Annotated in this window: 21 protein-coding genes; 13 read left to right on the top strand and 8 right to left on the bottom strand. The window is 69.9% G+C overall.

Features of this window, described 5'->3' with window-relative positions:
* The first annotated feature begins 25 nt into the window (after nucleotides 1-25).
* Entirely contained in the window at nucleotides 26-316 is a 291-nt protein-coding gene (locus ACK8OR_RS08980) for a DUF1674 domain-containing protein (protein ID WP_410189066.1), read from the top strand.
* A 4-nt stretch (nucleotides 317-320) separates the two neighbouring features.
* Here ACK8OR_RS08980 and ACK8OR_RS08975 read toward each other — a convergent pair whose 3' ends face one another.
* Together ACK8OR_RS08975 and dapB are read right to left on the bottom strand one after the other, a co-directional pair.
* Nucleotides 321-665, bottom strand: a complete 345-nt coding sequence (locus tag ACK8OR_RS08975; RefSeq protein ID WP_410189065.1) for a dihydrodipicolinate reductase — start codon at nucleotides 663-665, stop codon at nucleotides 321-323.
* 131 nt (nucleotides 666-796) lie between these two features.
* Nucleotides 797-1,603: a 4-hydroxy-tetrahydrodipicolinate reductase gene (dapB, locus tag ACK8OR_RS08970; protein WP_410189064.1), complete on the bottom strand. Its 807-nt coding sequence runs from the start codon at nucleotides 1,601-1,603 to the stop codon at nucleotides 797-799.
* A gap of 148 nt (nucleotides 1,604-1,751) precedes the next feature.
* Between dapB and rbfA the strand changes: the two genes are divergently transcribed.
* From rbfA to ACK8OR_RS08940, 6 genes are all read left to right on the top strand, one after another.
* Nucleotides 1,752-2,168, top strand: a complete 417-nt coding sequence (rbfA, locus tag ACK8OR_RS08965) for a 30S ribosome-binding factor RbfA (RefSeq protein WP_410189063.1) — start codon at nucleotides 1,752-1,754, stop codon at nucleotides 2,166-2,168.
* Entirely contained in the window at nucleotides 2,165-2,884 is a 720-nt protein-coding gene (locus tag ACK8OR_RS08960; protein WP_410189062.1) for a phosphodiester glycosidase family protein, read from the top strand. The genes rbfA and ACK8OR_RS08960 overlap by 4 nt, the downstream gene beginning before the upstream one ends.
* Complete coding sequence (truB, locus tag ACK8OR_RS08955; protein ID WP_410189061.1) at nucleotides 2,885-3,787, top strand: tRNA pseudouridine(55) synthase TruB; 903 nt, start codon at nucleotides 2,885-2,887, stop codon at nucleotides 3,785-3,787.
* Between the two features lie 163 nt (nucleotides 3,788-3,950).
* Nucleotides 3,951-4,427, top strand: a complete 477-nt coding sequence (locus tag ACK8OR_RS08950; RefSeq protein ID WP_410189060.1) for a hypothetical protein — start codon at nucleotides 3,951-3,953, stop codon at nucleotides 4,425-4,427.
* Nucleotides 4,428-4,478: 51 nt separating this feature from the next.
* On the top strand, nucleotides 4,479-4,994 hold the full coding sequence (locus ACK8OR_RS08945; RefSeq protein ID WP_410189059.1) for a DUF1643 domain-containing protein: 516 nt from the start codon (nucleotides 4,479-4,481) through the stop codon (nucleotides 4,992-4,994).
* Complete coding sequence (locus ACK8OR_RS08940) at nucleotides 4,991-5,863, top strand: alpha/beta fold hydrolase (protein WP_410189058.1); 873 nt, start codon at nucleotides 4,991-4,993, stop codon at nucleotides 5,861-5,863. The genes ACK8OR_RS08945 and ACK8OR_RS08940 overlap by 4 nt, the downstream gene beginning before the upstream one ends.
* A 3-nt stretch (nucleotides 5,864-5,866) precedes the next feature.
* Here ACK8OR_RS08940 and ACK8OR_RS08935 read toward each other — a convergent pair whose 3' ends face one another.
* A complete protein-coding gene (locus ACK8OR_RS08935) occupies nucleotides 5,867-6,883 on the bottom strand; it encodes a calcium-binding protein (protein WP_410189057.1) in 1,017 nt (338 codons plus the stop codon).
* Nucleotides 6,884-7,079: 196 nt separating this feature from the next.
* On the opposite strand from ACK8OR_RS08935, the gene rpsO reads away from it, so the two are divergent.
* Complete coding sequence (gene rpsO, locus ACK8OR_RS08930) at nucleotides 7,080-7,349, top strand: 30S ribosomal protein S15 (protein WP_410189056.1); 270 nt, start codon at nucleotides 7,080-7,082, stop codon at nucleotides 7,347-7,349.
* A gap of 52 nt (nucleotides 7,350-7,401) precedes the next feature.
* Here rpsO and ACK8OR_RS08925 read toward each other — a convergent pair whose 3' ends face one another.
* Entirely contained in the window at nucleotides 7,402-8,454 is a 1,053-nt protein-coding gene (locus tag ACK8OR_RS08925) for a sodium-dependent bicarbonate transport family permease (protein WP_410189055.1), read from the bottom strand.
* A 90-nt stretch (nucleotides 8,455-8,544) separates the two neighbouring features.
* Here ACK8OR_RS08925 and ACK8OR_RS08920 point away from each other — a divergent pair, with 90 nt between their 5' ends.
* From ACK8OR_RS08920 to ACK8OR_RS08910, 3 genes are all read left to right on the top strand, one after another.
* The gene (locus tag ACK8OR_RS08920; protein ID WP_410189054.1) at nucleotides 8,545-9,405 is read left to right on the top strand and encodes a LysR family transcriptional regulator; all 861 of its coding nucleotides are present in this window, start codon (nucleotides 8,545-8,547) and stop codon (nucleotides 9,403-9,405) included.
* A gap of 175 nt (nucleotides 9,406-9,580) precedes the next feature.
* The gene (pnp, locus tag ACK8OR_RS08915) at nucleotides 9,581-11,713 is read left to right on the top strand and encodes a polyribonucleotide nucleotidyltransferase (protein ID WP_410189053.1); all 2,133 of its coding nucleotides are present in this window, start codon (nucleotides 9,581-9,583) and stop codon (nucleotides 11,711-11,713) included.
* A 277-nt stretch (nucleotides 11,714-11,990) separates the two neighbouring features.
* Entirely contained in the window at nucleotides 11,991-12,440 is a 450-nt protein-coding gene (locus ACK8OR_RS08910) for a YtoQ family protein (RefSeq protein WP_410189052.1), read from the top strand.
* A 134-nt stretch (nucleotides 12,441-12,574) separates the two neighbouring features.
* Here ACK8OR_RS08910 and ACK8OR_RS08905 read toward each other — a convergent pair whose 3' ends face one another.
* On the bottom strand, nucleotides 12,575-13,276 hold the full coding sequence (locus tag ACK8OR_RS08905; protein ID WP_410189051.1) for a glutathione S-transferase family protein: 702 nt from the start codon (nucleotides 13,274-13,276) through the stop codon (nucleotides 12,575-12,577).
* A gap of 220 nt (nucleotides 13,277-13,496) precedes the next feature.
* Here ACK8OR_RS08905 and mscL point away from each other — a divergent pair, with 220 nt between their 5' ends.
* The gene (mscL, locus tag ACK8OR_RS08900) at nucleotides 13,497-13,937 is read left to right on the top strand and encodes a large conductance mechanosensitive channel protein MscL (protein ID WP_410189050.1); all 441 of its coding nucleotides are present in this window, start codon (nucleotides 13,497-13,499) and stop codon (nucleotides 13,935-13,937) included.
* A 68-nt stretch (nucleotides 13,938-14,005) separates the two neighbouring features.
* On the opposite strand, the gene ald is transcribed toward mscL, so the two are convergent.
* The gene (ald, locus tag ACK8OR_RS08895; RefSeq protein WP_410189049.1) at nucleotides 14,006-15,124 is read right to left on the bottom strand and encodes an alanine dehydrogenase; all 1,119 of its coding nucleotides are present in this window, start codon (nucleotides 15,122-15,124) and stop codon (nucleotides 14,006-14,008) included.
* A gap of 135 nt (nucleotides 15,125-15,259) precedes the next feature.
* Between ald and ACK8OR_RS08890 the strand changes: the two genes are divergently transcribed.
* A complete protein-coding gene (locus ACK8OR_RS08890) occupies nucleotides 15,260-15,730 on the top strand; it encodes an Lrp/AsnC family transcriptional regulator (protein ID WP_410189048.1) in 471 nt (156 codons plus the stop codon).
* Here the strand turns inward: ACK8OR_RS08890 and ACK8OR_RS08885 are convergent.
* Entirely contained in the window at nucleotides 15,727-16,050 is a 324-nt protein-coding gene (locus ACK8OR_RS08885) for an AzlD domain-containing protein (protein WP_410189047.1), read from the bottom strand. The genes ACK8OR_RS08890 and ACK8OR_RS08885 overlap by 4 nt on opposite strands.
* Nucleotides 16,047-16,748, bottom strand: coding sequence for an AzlC family ABC transporter permease (locus ACK8OR_RS08880; RefSeq protein ID WP_410189046.1), 702 nt, complete (start codon nucleotides 16,746-16,748; stop codon nucleotides 16,047-16,049). Before ACK8OR_RS08880 ends, ACK8OR_RS08885 begins: the two co-directional genes overlap by 4 nt.
* Nucleotides 16,749-16,787: the final 39 nt, after the last annotated feature.

Below are 16,787 nucleotides of genomic sequence, written 5' to 3'. Positions count from 1 at the left end.
GCACCCCCGGCAAGGAGGCCCCGCGATGGCCCAGCGAATGAACGTCGATCCGACCGATCTCCCCGAAGCGCCCGCCGACGCGCCCGCCTGCCCGACGGGCAATCGCGACCGAGGCGCGGAGTTCGCCGCGCTGAGCCCTGCCGAGGAAGCCGCCCGCCGCGCCGCGTTGCCGGAGGTCGCCCGCCGCGCGCTGGAGGAGGCCGAGGCGCGCCGGCGCGACACCGAGGCGCGCCCGATCGAGCTGGGCGGCCGCGACGGCCCCGAGCCGGTGCGCTACGGCGATTGGGAGCGCAAGGGCATCGCCATCGACTTCTGAGCGGTCAGCGGATGCGCAGGTCCGCCACGTCGCCCGCGCCGCGATCGGCCACGAACCGGACGACATCGCCGCGCACTGCGACGACCTGGCAGTTCAGCGGAAAGTCCCGGATCGCCGATTGCAGCGTCCGGCAGAAATAGCCGTCCTGCCAGCTCCAGCCGCCCGTGACGCGAAAGCCGAAGCCCCGCCCCGCGATGGACCCGTCGCGCCCGACCCGCAGCGACACCCCGTCGCCCGTCAGCCGCTTGCCTTCGACCAGCGCGAGGAACGCGCCGCGATCCGCGACCCGCTCGAAGGCGGCGGCCGGCACCGGCAGGGCGAGAAGAAGGAGGGCGAACAGAATGCGCATAGAAAAGAAGATGGTCCTCGGGCCTGCGACATCAACGCCCCTCCTCTGGCCCGAAATACCTTCGGGGGGATGTCGGGGGGCAGACGGCCCCCCGACCGGGGCGCGCGAGGGGCTGGCCCCTCGCATCCCCTTCACCGCAGGCCCAGCACGTCCAGCATGTCGAACGCGCCCGGCCCCTTGCCCTGTCCCCAGAGCGCGGCCTTGATCGCGCCCCGCGCGAAGACCGACCGGTCGGTCGCGAGATGCCGCAGCACCACCCGCTCGCCATCGGCGGCGAAGATCACGTCGTGATCGCCCACCACGTCGCCCCCCCGGATCGCGTGGAATCCGATCGTGCCGCGCCCGCGCCCGCCGGTCATGCCGTCGCGGCCCCGGTCGGACACCGCGTCCAGCGCCACGCCGCGCCCCTCGGCCGCCGCCTCGCCCAGCATCAGCGCCGTGCCCGAGGGCGCGTCGACCTTGTGGCGGTGATGCGCCTCGACGATCTCGATGTCGTACTCGTCGTCCAGCGCCGCCGCGACCTGCCGGACGAGCTGCGTCAAAAGGTTCACGCCCAGCGACATGTTGCCCGCGCGGATCACCGTCGCGTGCCGCGCCGCGCGGTCCAGCGCCGCGATGTCGTCCACCCCGAGCCCGGTCGTGCCCACCACGTGGACCGCGCGGGCCTGCGCGCAGAGCTCGGACATCGCCACGGTTGCCGCGGGCGTGGTGAAGTCGATCACCGCCTGCGCGCGGGCCACCACCTCGATCGGATCGTCGGTCACCGGCACGTCCCGCGCCGCGCCGCCCAGCGCTTCGCCCAGGTCGCGGCCCGCCCAGGGGTGGCCCGGCGCCTCGGTCACGCCGACCAGGCGGCAATCGTCCCGCGCGTCGATGCCCTCGATCAACATCCGGCCCATCCGGCCGGATCCGCCCATCACGACGATGCCTGGGGTCATGGTGCTCTCTCCTCCGCCCGAACGCGTGGTCTCCGGGCGTCTCTACAGTCCCGCGCCGCGGCGCGCACGGGGTCGCTTGCGCGAAACCGCGCCTGTTGCACCGCCGCGCCGCCCCGCCTATCTGCAAGCCCCTGACCCCGGAGGCCCCATGGCACGTTCCCGTTTCGACACCGGCGGCGGTCCGTCCCAGCGCCAGCTGCGGGTGGGCGAGCTGATCCGGCGCACCCTGTCCGACGTGCTCGCGCGCGGCGACATCCACGATCCCGAGCTGCAATCCATGTCGATCACCGTGGGCGAGGTCACGACCTCCCCCGATCTCAAGGTCGCGACCGCATGGGTGCTGCCGCTCGGCGGCAAGGACCGCGAGAAGGCCATCGCCGCCCTCAAGCGCAACAGGGGCGAGCTGCGCCGCGCGATCTCGAAGGAGATGACGCTCAAGTTCGCGCCCGACCTGCGCTTCCGCATCGACGAGACCTTCGACCGGATGGACGACACGCGCCGGATGTTCTCCGACGACACGGTCCGCCGCGATATCGACGCCGAGGGCGGGGACGGCGAGGCATGATCCGCCTCGCGGTCGTGATCCTGCTGGCGCTTTCTGGCGGCGCCGCGGCGCAGGACTGCCGCGCCGTGGACCATCGCGACCGCGCCTTCACGGTCTGCACGGCGCCGCTCGACGCCTTTGCCGTCGCACTCCGCCTCGACGCGGCCGACGGCACCCGGCTGGGCAGCTTCGCCGCGCTCGCCCGCGAGACCGAGGCGGAGATCGCTTTCGCGATGAACGGCGGCATGTACCATCCCGACCGCGCGCCAGTCGGCCTCTATATCGAGGACGGGACCGAGCGGCGCGGCATCGTCACCTCCGCCGGTCCCGGCAATTTCGGGATGCTGCCGAACGGCGTCTTCTGCGTCGCAGGCGCGACGGCGCGCGTCATCGAATCGCACCGTTTCGCCGCCGACCCGCCCGCCTGCGACCACGCCACCCAATCGGGGCCGATGCTGGTCATCGACGGCGCGCTCCACCCCCGCTTCATCGCCGATAGCGAGTATCGCAACCTGCGCAACGGCGTCGGTGTGACGCCCGATGGCGGGACCGTCCATTTCGTCATCTCCGACGAGCCGGTCACCTTCCACGAGATGGCGACGCTCTTTCGCGACGCGCTGGGCCTGCGCGACGCGCTCTATCTCGATGGCAGCGTCTCGCGGCTCTACGTGCCGGGACAGGACCGGGCCGATCCGGGCCGCCAGATGGGGCCGATCCTGTCGGTGACGGTCCGCTAGATGCCCCGGCGCAAGCGCGGACGCGACATCCACGGCTGGATCGTGGTCGACAAGCCCGCCGGCGTGACATCGACCGCCGTGGTCGGCCGTGTCCGCTGGGCGCTGGACGCCAAGAAGGCCGGCCATGCGGGCACGCTCGATCCAGACGCCACCGGCGTTCTGGCTGTGGCGCTGGGCGAGGCGACGAAGACCGTGCCCTACGTGACCGACGCCGTGAAATGCTACCGGTTTCGCGTCACCTGGGGTGCCGAGACCACGACCGACGATGCCTCTGGCGACTCCGTCCGCCATGGCGACGGCACCGTGCCCGACGCCGCCGCCATCGACGCGACACTGGCCGCCTTCCGGGGTGATATCGAACAGGTCCCGCCGCAGGTCTCGGCGGTGAAGGTGGATGGCGAACGCGCCTATGACCTCGCGCGCGAAGGCGTCGCGATGGACCTCGCCGCGCGGCCCCTCCATGTCGAGCGGCTCGAGGTGATCGCCGCCGACGCCACCGGCGCCGAACTCGAGATGGTCTGCGGAAAGGGCGGCTATGTCCGCGCCATCGCCCGCGATCTGGGCCGCGCGCTGGGCTGCCTCGGACACGTCGCGTGGCTCCGCCGCACGTGGTCGGGTCCGTTCCGCGCCGAGGACGGCCTCGCCTGGGACCGGATCGAGGCGCTGGCCCGCACATCCGACCTCGACGTCCATGTCCAGCCGCTGGAACTGGGCCTCGCCGGTCTGCCAATGCTGCCGGTCAGGGCCGAGGCCGCCGCCCGCCTGCGCCATGGCAACCCGGCCGAGGTCGTGACCGGCGCGCGGTTCGGCGACACCTGCTGGGCTGCGCTGGACGGCGCGGCGGTCGCCATCGGCACCTATCGCGCGGGCCTGCTCCATCCGACCAAGGTCTTCGTGCGCTGAAACATGCGCACCCCGATCCGGGGCGTTTTGTTACATCCGATCACGGAACTCCCGCGGTCCCGGTCGCGCGCCGCCACCTTGCCGTGAGCGGGGCTGCCGCGGGGCCGGTCCGGCGGTCTAGGGTCCGGGCAACCCAACCCATGACCCGCAAGGACGCAACGCCATGACCACGCTCAACCCCGCCACGCCCGACCTCACCCGCACCGCAACCACCGTCCTCGTCGCAGGGGCGCTCGCGACCCTCGCCTTCGACCTCTTCGGCCAGGGCCTCTCCCCACTCGCCGGATATGCCAGGCTCGCGCCCGTCGGCCTCGCCCAGCAGACGCTCAACACCGTGTTCGGCAGCGTCCCCAAGGGAATGGCCGACATCCTTCACATCCTGACGGGCCTGATCGCCTATCCGCTGGGCTACCTGCTGATCGCCCGCCCACTGGCCGCGCGCCTGCTGCCGCGCCTGCACTGGAGCGTCGTCGCCACGGCCTACGGCGTCGGACTCTGGATCTTCGCGCTCTACGTCATGGCGCATCTGGTCGCGGGCAATCCGGCCTTCCTCGGCTTCACCGGCATCACCTGGGTTGCGCTCTGGGGGCACGTGCTCTACGGGCTCGTCGCCGCCGCGGTGATCGAACGCCGCGCCTGATCCGCCGCCGCCCCTTGCCCCCGGCCAGGGGCGGCTGGCATCCCTGCGGGCATGATCACCCGCACGCACACCAAGGGCGACGCGCCCTCGACCGCGACCTATTCCGATGACGAGCGCTACCGCTACGACCTGACCCGCACCTGGGATTCCGACCGGGGGCGGGTCAATTTCGTCATGCTGAACCCGTCGACCGCGACCGAGCTCTCGAACGACCCCACGGTCGAGCGCTGCGAGCGCCGCGCCCGCGCGCTGGGCTACGGGGCGTTCCGGGTGACCAATATCTTCGCCTATCGCGCGACCGACCCCCGCGACATGCGCGCCTGCCTCGACCCGGTGGGCGGGGCGGCGAACGACGCGGCCATCCGCGACGCGGCGCTCTGGGCGGACGCGGTCGTCTGCGCCTGGGGCACCCATGGCGCCCATCTCGACCGGGGCGCGCGGGTGGCCGACCTGCTGCGCGGCACCGACCGGCCGCTCCTGACGCTGGGCCTCTCGAAGGCGGGGCATCCGAAGCATCCGCTCTATATCGGGTACGACGTCCAGCCAAAGCCCTGGGACATTCCATGACGCCCCAATATGCCACCGCCCCCGACGGCACCCGCATCGCATATCGCCGCGCCGGGTCCGGCCCGCCGCTGGTCCTGCTCCATGGCTATCCGCAGAACCATCGCTGCTGGCTGCCGGTGCTGCCACGCCTGGCCGAGCGGTTCACCTGCCTGCTGATCGACCTGCGCGGCTATGGCGACAGCGACGCGCCGCCCGACGATGACGGTCACACGGTCTATTCGAAGCGCCGGATGGCCGTGGACGTGGTCGCCGTGCTGGATGCCGAGGGGATCGCACGCGCCGACATCGCGGGCCACGACCGTGGCGCGCGGGTCGCCTACCGGTTCGCGCTGGATCATCCCGAGCGCATCGCGCGGCTTGCCATCCTTGAAGTCATCCCCACGGTCGCCTTCTGGGATGCGTGGTCCGCCGACCTCGCGCAGGCGGCGTATCACTGGAACTTCCTCGCCCAGAAGGCGCCGCTGCCCGAGCGGCTGATCGGGGCCGATCCGGCATGGTATATCGACTGGACGCTGTCGGTCTGGAACCGGACCGGCACGCTCGCGCCCTTTGCCGACGACGCGCTGGCCAGCTACCGCGCGCAAGCCGAGGACCCGGTGCTGCGGACCGCGATGTGCGCCGATTACCGCGCCGGGTATCACACCGACCGCGCCATCGACGCGGCCGACCGCGCGGCGGGCCGCCGGATCGCCGCGCCCCTGCATTTCGTCTGGGGACGGCATGGCTTTCCGGCCTCGACGGGCGATCCGGCGGCGGTCTGGCGCGGCTGGGCCGAGACCGTCACCGACACCTCCGTCGATACCGGCCATTTCGCCATGGAAGAGGACCCGGAGGCCGTGGCCGCCGCCCTCCTCTCCTTCTTCGACTGACCTTCAGGCCCAGGCGACGAGGCGGATATGTGCCGCCTCGATCGGTGCGCTGCCCGTGACACGGGCGACGATCTCGCCGTCGAGCCGCACCTCCTGTCCGGCCGGGCCTCGGGTGATCGTAAGGTCGGGCACCGGGTCGTCGGCGCCATACGCGATCTCGATCAGGTCCGCGCCGGGATCGAAATCCTCGATCAGGGGCGGGCCGTCATCCATCGCCAACCCGTCATCCGCCGCGGCCGAGGGCAGTGCCGCCGGGCCGGCGTCGGTGAAGGCGACAGGCGGCGCGCGGAACAGGAACAGGTCCGCCCCGTCCCCGCCCGTCAGCCGATCGCCGGTGCCGCCGGCCAGCGTGTCGTCGCCCGCGCCACCCTCCAGCCGGTCGCCCTGCGCCGCCTCGCCGCGCGTGTCGGTGATCGTGCCGTCGAGGATGTCGTCGCCATCACCGCCCGACAACAGGTCGCGCCCGTAGCCCCCGATCAGCGCGTCGTCCCCTGCGCCCCCGTCGAGCGTGTCGTCCCCGGCGCCACCTTGCGCCCAATCGGCCCCGGCGCCCCCGGCGATGCGGTCGTCGCCGTCTTCGCCCAGCAGGATGTCGTCGCCTGCGCCGCCGTCGAGATCGTCGTTGCCCCGGCCGCCCTGCAACTCGTCCCGTCCATCCTCGCCCGAGATCGCGTCCGCGCCGTCATTGCCGATGATCAGGTCGTCGCCGTCGCCGCCCTGATACGTTCCGCCGGACGTGCCGCCGGTGACCGCATCGGTGTCGAAGGCGATGGGATCGGGCCGCATCGTATCGAGCCGCTGGGCCAGGTGCTCCGGGGTGCCCGGCGGCAGCGCGCCGGCCGGAACCCGCGCCGCGTCATCGTCCCCGCCACCCTCCGTGGCAACGGTCAGGGGCGAGTCGCCCCCGATCGATGCGTCGCCGTCGGGGTCGGGCGCATCTTCGGGCCCGTCGTCACCGACCGGCGCGAACATCAGCGCCCCGGAGACGAATACGCCCAACAGGCCGGCGATCAGGAACATGGGCGGACTTCCCTTGGGTGGGATCGGCTACCACGCGGGGCGCACCCGCACCTAGAACATAAGGGAAACAGGGTTAACGCCGCCGAATGGGGCTTTCCTTGCGCGGGAGGAGGGTGTAGGCGGCGCGCTCACTCCAAGGGCCTTGCTGGACGACATCCCGGCCTGCGCCATGACCCCGAACCTACAGGAGACCCCGATGTCGATTACCGTCGAAGAGAAGAACCGCCTGATGAAGGAATTCGCGACCAAGGAGGGCGACACCGGTTCGCCCGAAGTCCAGGTCGCAATCTTGACGTCGCGCATCACCACGCTGACCGAGCACTTCAAGACCCACAAGAAGGACAACCACTCGCGTCGTGGTCTCCTGATGATGGTCGCGCAGCGCCGGAAGCTTCTGGATTACACGCGCGGCAAGTCCGAAGAGCGGTATCAGGACCTGATCAAGCGCCTCGGCATCCGCCGCTGAACCGCTCGATCACCGTCGAGAAAAAGGGGCCCGCGGGCCCCTTTTTGCATCTTCAGAGGCCGATGAACGCGTCGGCCAGCGCCATCCAGAGCGGGATCGACAGGATCGCCACCGGCGTCCCGAGCCCGGTCGAGGTCCCCACATAGGCCGAGGGGTTCGCCTCGGGGAGGGCGCCGCGCATCGTCGGCGGGCCCGAGATGTCCGAGCTGGACGCCGCCATCACCGCCAAGAGGACCACGCCGCCGCCCGAGAAGCCGGTCAGGTGGTGGGCGACGAGCCCCGCGCCGAAACCCAGAAGGCCGTGCACCAGCGGTGCGGTCAGCCCGTAGAGGATGTAGGCGCCCGCGACCTTGCGCAGCTCCGACAGCCGCGACCATGCCTCCATCCCCATGATGAGCATCAGGATCGACAGGAGCCCCCGGAAGAGCGGCTCGTAGAAGCTCTCGTAGACCGAATCCGGCTTGGCGAAGATGCCCAGCGCCAGCCCGAGGACGAGGGCCGAGATCGCGGCACTGCGGAACGTGTCGACGAGGATCTCGCGCACCAGCTTGCCGTCGAAGGCCGGGCCGCCCGACCCGCCGCCCAGCGCCATCGTGCCGCCCTGCACCGCGGGGGCCGCGCGCCGCTGTTCGGCGAGCTTGGCCAGCACGATCGCCGTGACCAGTGCCGCGATGTCCATGAACGGGTAGAGCGCGCCGATGAAGCCTTCGTAGGTGACGCCCTCGCTGTCGAGCATCGCCATCCCGGCGGCGAGCGTCGAGGCCGAGACCGCCCCGAACAGTCCCGCCGTCGCCATGCCGTCGGTGCGCGACACGCCCCGCCAGCAGGCCAGCGTCACCATGCCGATCAGGACGATGGCGACGCCGACACCTGCCGCGGCCAATGCCGGTACCACGAGTTCCAGGAGGTTCGCCTCGCGCACCGAGATGCCAGCGCCCAGCCCGACCTTCAGCAGCAGGAGGAGGACGACGAACTTGTAGACCGGCCCCGGCACCTCGAGCTTCGAGCCGAGCGCGGCCAGAACCATCCCGCCCAAGAGGAAGGCGAGGGTGGGCTTCTGAATCTGCTCCACCATGGTGGCGAGGATGTCGAATGCGATGTCCATGACGCTCTCCTGTCGGGTCGGCGATCAGGTAGCGGTCATACACGTTCTAGAAAAATACTGCTTTTGGGGGATAATGTTCTATAAATACGAATGATGGCGACGCTGAACTATCATCACCTCCGCTACTTCCATGCCGTCGCGCGTGCCGGGAACCTGACCCGCGCCGCCGAGACGCTGAACGTGTCGCAATCCGCGCTCTCGACCCAGATCCGCACGCTCGAGGCGCGGCTGGGGCATCCGCTCTTCGACCGGGTCGGGCGTGGGCTGGAGCTGACCGAGGTCGGGCGGATGGCGCTCGACCATGCCGAGCGCATTTTCCGCATCGGTGACGACCTGATTGCGACGTTGGGCCGCGCGGGCGGCGGGTCCGAGCCGCTGCGGGTCGGCGCCGTCGCCACGCTCTCGCGCAATTTCCAGACGCGCTTCCTCGCACCCGTCCTCGGGCGCGAGACGGGAATTGAGCTGCGCTCCGACAATGCCGGCGCGCTGGTCGCGGATCTCCGGACGCTGGCGCTCGACGTCGTCCTGACCTCCGAGCCGCCGCGCGATGCGGGCCGCGACCTCCTGATCCATCCGCTCGCCACCGAGCCGGTCATGATCCACGGTCCGCCCGACCGGCTGGGCCATCCCGATCTCGCCACGCTGATGGCCGAGGGCGCGTTCATCCTGCCGTCGGATCCCGGCATCCGGTCGGGCTTCCTCGCCCTGGGCGAGCGGATGGGCGTGGCCCCCCGGATCGCCGCCGAGGTCGACGACATGGCGATGATCCGCCTTCTCGTGCGCGAGGGCGCGGGCCTCGCCGTCGTTCCCGCCGTCGTCGTCGCCGACGAGCTGGCATCCGGGCGCCTCGCGACCGCGCCCTTCGCGCTCGACCTCGCCGCGCGCTTCCACGCCGTCACGCTCCGCCGCCGCTTTCCGCACCCAGCCCTGGCCGAGCTTCTGCCTGCCTGACGCACGCGACCTTGCGGCACTTTCCAAGCCTTCCGAACCGGTGTAGGGCACCCCATCTGAGACGTGGCGTCCCGACCCCGGCGCCCGCGCGAAGGACAAAGGGGGTCGGCGGCAATGGGGCCGCCATACACTCGGGGACCCCGGAACGCCGGACGCGTCCCCAGACAGGATGAGAATGTTCAACATCGTCAAGAAAGAGATGGAGTGGGGTCACGACACCCTCTCCCTGGAAACCGGTCAGATCGCCCGCCAGGCCGATGGCTGCGTCATCGCCACCTATGGCGAGACCAGCGTCATGGCCGCCGTGACCTATGCCAAGCAGCCGAAGCCGGGACAGGACTTCTTCCCGCTCACGGTGCACTACAACGAAAAATACTACGCCGCGGGCAAGGTCCCCGGCGGCTTCTTCAAGCGTGAGGCCCGCCCCACCGAGAAGGAGACCCTGACGAGCCGCCTGATCGACCGTCCGATCCGCCCGCTCTTCGTCGATGGCTTCAAGAACGAAGTGCTCGTGATCTGCACGGTGCTCAGCCACGACCTCGAGAACGATCCCGACATGGTCGCGATGATCGCCGCGTCGGCCGCGCTGACGATCTCGGGCGCGCCCTTCATGGGCCCGATCGCCGGTGCCCGCGTGGGCTTCGTCGACGGCGAGTACGTGCTGAACCCGTCCGTGGACGACATGCACCAGCTCAAGAACAACCCCGAGCAGCGTCTCGACCTGGTCGTCGCCGGCACCAAGGACGCCGTGATGATGGTCGAATCGGAAGCCTACGAGCTGTCCGAAGCCGAGATGCTGGGCGCGGTGAAGTTCGGCCACGAGCAGATGCAGCCCGTGATCGACCTAATCGTCGACCTCGCCGAGGACGCCGCCAAGGAGCCGATGGACTTCCAGGCTCCCGATTATTCCGCTCTCCTGACCCGCGTCAGCGAGATCGGCGAGCAGAAGATGCGCGACGCCTACGCCATCACCGACAAGCAGGAGCGCACCGGCGCCGTCTCGGTCGCCAAGGACGCCATCAAGTCCGAGCTGTCGGAAGAGGAGCTGGACGACGCCAATCTCGGCACCGCCCTGAAGAAGCTCGAATCCAAGGTGCTTCGCGGCGACGTCGTGAAGAACAAGAAGCGCATCGACGGCCGCGCGCTCGACAAGGTCCGTGCCATCGAGAGCCAGGTCGGCCTCCTGCCGCGCACCCATGGCTCGGCGCTGTTCACCCGCGGCGAGACGCAGGCCCTCGTGGTCACGACGCTCGGCACCGGTGACGACGAGCAGTTCATCGACGCGCTGCACGGCAACTTCAAATCCAACTTCCTGCTGCACTACAACTTCCCGCCCTACTCGGTCGGCGAAGTGGGTCGCTTCGGTCCTCCGGGCCGCCGCGAGATCGGTCACGGCAAGCTGGCGTGGCGCGCGCTGCAAGCGGTTCTGCCGTCGGCGACGGACTTCCCCTACACGATCCGTCTCGTCTCCGAGATCACGGAATCCAACGGCTCGTCCTCGATGGCCACGGTCTGCGGATCGTCGCTGGCGATGATGGACGCCGCCGTCCCGCTCAAGGCCCCCGTGGCCGGCGTGGCGATGGGCCTCGTGCTGGAAGACGATGGCGACTACGCGGTCCTGACCGATATCCTCGGCGACGAGGATCACCTGGGCGACATGGACTTCAAGGTTGCCGGCACCGCCGACGGCATCACCTCGCTCCAGATGGACATCAAGATCGCCGGCATCACGCCCGAGATCATGGAGACCGCGCTGGAGCAGGCCAAGGCCGGCCGTCTGCACATCCTCGACGAGATGGCGAACGCGCTGACCGAAGGGCGCTCCGAGTTCTCGGCCCACGCCCCCCGCATCGAGACGATGCAGGTGCCCACCGACAAGATCCGTGAAGTGATCGGCTCGGGTGGCAAGGTCATCCGCGAGATCGTGGAAGTGTCCGGCGCCAAGGTCGACATCCAGGACGACGGCACCATCAAGATCGCGTCGCCCAACGGCGAGGCCATCCAGAAGGCCTATGACATGATCCACTCGATCGTGGCCGAGCCCGAGGAGGGCAAGGTCTACAAGGGCAAGGTCGTGAAGATCGTCGATTTCGGCGCCTTCGTGAACTTCTTCGGCAAGCGCGACGGCCTCGTGCACGTCTCCCAGATCGAGAACAAGCGCCTGAACCACCCCTCCGACGTGCTGTCGGAGGGCCAGGAGGTCTGGGTCAAGCTTCTCGGCTTCGACGATCGCGGCAAGGTGCGCCTCGCCATGAAGATGGTCGATCAGGAGACCGGCAAGGAACTGGCGGGCGAAGACGCCGACTGACGCGTCCCCTCCCCGACGATCCACGCGGGCCCCGGCAGTGATGCCGGGGCCCGTTTTTCGTCTCGCGGCCTCGGCGTCACCGAACCGTCACCTCGCCGTCATCCCGGTGCAACGCGGCCCCTCCATCCTGCACCCACGGACCCGATACCCCGTCGCGGTCCGTCCCATCGCGACCGGCGCCGGACGCGAGAGACCTGGGCCCCCGATCCTCCCACGATCGGGGGCCGCTTTCCCGACCCGCGCCGCGCGCTACCATCGGGCCCAAGGGGGAACCGCCATGAAGCTCAACGTCTATCTCGCCGGTGAAATCCACACCGACTGGCGCCGCACGATCACCGAAGGCGCGGCGCATCTGCCCGTGACCTTCTCCGCCCCCGTCACCGACCACGACGCGTCCGACGATTGCGGTGTCGCGATCCTCGGGGCCGAGTCCGACAAGACCTGGCACGACCGAAAGGGCGCCCAGCTCAACGCGATCCGCACGCGCAAGGCCATCGCTGACGCGGACATCGTCGTCGTGCGCTTCGGCGACAAGTACAAGCAGTGGAACGCAGCCTTCGACGCGGGCCAGGCCGCCGCGCTGGGCAAGGCCCTGATCGTGCAGCACGCGCCCGAACACGCCCATCCCCTGAAAGAGGTGGACGCAGCAGCCCTCGCGGTCTGCGAGACGCCCGAGCAGGTCGTGCAGGTGCTCGATTACGTGTTGACCGGCGGCCTTCCGGCTTAACGCTTTCTCAAGCTCCGCCGTTCATGGTCCGTTCCATGATGGACCGGATCGAGATCGTGGCCATGGGCGGTGCCCTGGTGTTCCTTGGCACCGCGCTTCTTGGCGCACTCTTGGCGTTGCCGTGGTAGGGCGGCTCAGCCCTCGCGCGGCGGCGTCCGCATCCCAACCTCGACCGCGGGCCGCGCCTTGAACCGATCGACATAGTCCTGCAGCACGGGATGCGCGTCCCACTCGACGATGTCCTTGGCCTCGTAGAAGTTCAGCGCGTTCAGCCAGGGCGCGATGGCGATATCGGCCATCGAGAACTCGCCCGCGATCCAGTCGCGCCCCTCGATCTCGCCCGCGAAGACGCCCAGGAGGCGCTTGGCCTCGTCGACGTAGCGCTGACGCGGCCGGGCGTCGTCGATCTCCTTGCCCGCGAATTTCACGAAGAACCCGAGCTGGCCCAGCATCGGCCCCAGCCCGCCCATCTGCCACATGATCCACTGCGTGACATGTGCCTTCGCGGCCGCATCCGACCCCAACAGGCGCCCCGTCTTCTCGCCGAGATAGAGCAGGATCGCCCCGCTCTCGAACAGGCCGATGGGCTGGCCGTTCGGCCCGTCGGGGTCGATGATCGCGGGGATCTTGTTGTTGGGGTTCAGCGACAGGAACGCGTCCGACTTCACGTCCGCATCCGAGAGCGTCACGCGATGCGCCTCGTAAGGAAGGCCCAGCTCCTCGAGCGCGATGGATGCCTTCACCCCGTTGGGCGTCGGAAAGCTGAAGAGTTGCAGCTTGGTGGGATCCTGCGGCGTCCAGCGCTCGGTGATCGGGAAGGCGGAGAGATCGGCCATGGGGGCCTCCTGAGGGATTGCGTCGCGCATGACATAGGCCCGGCCGGGGCAGGGCAAACACCTGCACCAGCGCACATCCGATCCGCGCCGCGTGGTGCGCCGGCCACGGGTCGCGGCAAAAATCCGCCCCGGTGGATGACGGAACGTCAACTGCTAGGCCAAAAGCACGCGACCGTCGAAACTGGCGGCGCACGCGACCAGGGAATAGGCAGACAAAAACATGATCAACGAATTCAAGGACTTCATCGCCAAGGGCAATGTCATGGACATGGCCGTCGGTATCATCATCGGCGCGGCCTTCACCGCGATCGTGACGTCGCTGGTGGGCGATCTCATCAACCCGATCATCGCGCTCTTCACCGGGGGCATCGATTTCTCGGGCTGGTTCTACGTCATGGGCGACGGCGAATTCGCCTCGATCGAGGCCGCGACCGAGGCCGGGGTGCCGGTCTTCGCAGTCGGCAATTTCATCATGGCGATCATCAACTTCCTGATCATCGCGTTTGTGGTCTTCATGCTGGTGAAGATGGTCAACCGGGTGAAGGCCGCTGCCGAGAAGCCCGACGATGCCGCCCCCGAGGTCAAGACCGGCCCGTCCGAACTGGATGTCCTCCTGGAGATCCGCGACGAGATGCGCGCGGGCCGCACCGCCGCCGAGTGATCCCCGCCCGATGAAAAAGGGGCCCGCGCAGCGATGCGCGGGCCCCTTTGCGTTGCGGTGCAGACGGCTCAGGCGGCCAGCACGTCCTCGGCCGCGATGGTCGGCAGGCTCAGCGCCTCGCCCACGGCGGCATAGGTCAGTTGCCCGGCATGCACATTCAGCCCCGCCCGCAGGTGCGGATCGGCGAGGCAGGCCGCCCGCCAGCCCTTGTCGGCCAGCGCCAGCAGGAAGGGCAGCGTCGCGTTCCCTAGCGCGATGGTCGAGGTCCGCGCCACCGCGCCCGGCATGTTCGCCACGCAGTAATGCATCACGCCGTCCACCTCGTAGATCGGGTCGTCATGGGTGGTGGCCTTCGAGGTCTCGAAGCAGCCGCCCTGGTCGATGGCGACGTCGACGATGGCCGCGCCGGTCTTCATGCCCGCCAGCTGGTCGCGCCGCACGAGCTTCGGAGCCGCGGCGCCCGGCACGAGGACCGCGCCGATCACCATGTCGGCCTCGGCCACCAGCTCGGCGGTGTTGCCCGCGCTGGCATAGCGGGTGCGAAACACCGACCCGAACGCGTCGTCGAGATAGCGCAGCCGCGTCAGCGAGCGGTCGAGCACCGTCACCTCGGCGCCCATGCCCGCCGCGACCCGCGCCGCGTGCGTGCCGACGACGCCGCCGCCGATCACCGCGATCCGCGCGGGTCCGACGCCCGGCACGCCGCCCATCAGGACGCCGCGGCCGCCATTGGCCTTCTGCAGCGTCCACGCCCCGACCTGCGGCGCGAGCTTGCCCGCGACCTCCGACATCGGCGCCAGGAGCGGCAGGCCGCCGGCGCGGTCCGTCACCGTCTCATAGGCGATGCAGGTCGCGCCCGACGCGATCAGGTCATGCGTCTGCTCCGGATCGGGGGCGAGATGCAGGTAGGTGAAGAGCACCTGGCCCTCGCGCAGCATCTTGCGCTCCCCGGCCTGCGGCTCCTTGACCTTCACGATCATGTCGGCCTGCTCGAACACCGCCGCCGCGTCGGGCAGGATCTTGGCCCCGACGGCGACGTACTCGGCATCCTCGAAGCCCGAACCGAGGCCCGCGCCCGCCTGCACGACGACCTCGTGGCCATGCAGCACGGCCTCCATCGCGGCGGCGGGCGTCACGCCCACGCGGAATTCCTGCGGCTTGATTTCAGTGGGGCATCCGATGCGCATGTCACTCTCCCTGATCTGCGTTGCGGCGCTTATAGGGCTGACGCTGCGCGAAGGGATCGCTATCATCGGCGGGATAGGGGCGCTTAGCGCATAGATTTTGCGCTAGGCCTCAAGTGAACGCGGAGAACGCGCGAGATGACCCAGATCGACGCGACCGACGCCCGGCTCCTGCGACTCATCCAGCGCGACGGCACGCTGACCGCGCAGCAGCTCTCGGACCAGCTCAACCTCTCGCCCTCGGCCTGCCACCGCCGGGTGCAGCGGCTGGAGCGGGCGGGCGTCATCCGAGGCCGCGTCGCCCTGCTCGACGGGCGGACCATCGGGCGGCGGACCATCGTCTTCGTGGAGATCAGCCTCGCGACCCAGGCCGACGAGGTCCTCGACGCGTTCGAGGCGGCGGTCGCCCGCATCCCCGACGTGCTCGAATGCCACCTGATGACCGGCGCCTACGACTATCTCCTGAAGGTCGTCGCCCGCGACAGCGAGGATTTCGCCCGCATACACCGCGCCCATCTCGCAGGCCTGCCGGGAGTGTCGAAGCTGCAATCCTCCTTCGCGCTCAAGACCGTGTCCTCGACGACCGCGCTGCCGGTCGACGACCCCTAGCCCAGAGCCCAGCCGAGGCCCGCGAAGACCAGCGCGCCCGCGATCACCGCCTGCAACACGTCCCGCCGCCATGCGCCGACGCCAAGAGCCACCCCCGCCGCGACGAGGTGGGCGGCGTCGAGCGTGCCGTCCGTCGCCTCGGGCCAGACCACGGCGGGCGCCACGAGGCCGGGCAGAACCGCAACCCCCGCATAGCGCAGATGCCGCAGCAGCCAGGGTGGCATCGGGCGGTCACCGACCAGCCCGAGAAAGGCGAAGCGCGTCAGGTAGGTGCCGACGGCCAGCGCCGCGATGACGATCCACACGGTCGCGGTGCTCATGCCCGCCGCTCCATCTCGGCCCCGGTCGCCATGGCCATGAGCGCCGCGACGATCAGCCCGAGGTTCCAGGGCAGCCACGCGAAGACCAGCGCCGCGACCACGGACACGAAGGCCGCCGCGACATGGGCGCGGGTCCGCAGGAGCGGTCCGACAAGCGCGAGGAACGCCAGCGGCAGCGCGAAGTCGAGCGCCCACGCCTCGGGGATGCGCGCCCCGAGCGCGGCCCCCGCATAGCTCGCGCCGACCCAGGCCGGGAAGACGGGCAGGGCGGTGCCCGCAAAGAACGCGACGCGGTCCGCGACCGACCAGTCCGGCCACTCCTCGTAGGCCGAAACCGAAAGCGCGTAGGTCTGGTCCACCAAGAGGTAGGACAGCGCCGCCCGCTGCCAGAGCGGGGCCGCCCCGACATGCGGCACCATCGCCGCCGAATACATCACCATCCTGAGGTTCACCGCCAGCGCCGAGAGGATTACGATCGCCACCGGCGCCCCGTCGGAGATGAGCTGTACGGCGGTGAACTGCGCCGCGCCCGCGATCACGACGACCGAGAAGGCCACGACCTGCGCCAGCGGAAGCCCGACCTCGGCGGCGAGCACCCCGAAGAGCATCCCGAAGGGCACCATGATGACGATGAAGGGCAGGCCGCGCGCGACGCCGAGGGCGAAAGGCGTCCGCCGGGATCGGGGGGGCGCGGTCATCTGGTTGCATCCCCTCCGGTGGCGCGGGCAAGGTCCGCC

This window comes from Jannaschia halovivens (assembly GCF_046452375.1).
GTDB lineage: Bacteria > Pseudomonadota > Alphaproteobacteria > Rhodobacterales > Rhodobacteraceae > Jannaschia > Jannaschia halovivens.
This window is presented reverse-complemented; position numbering and strand designations above follow the sequence as displayed.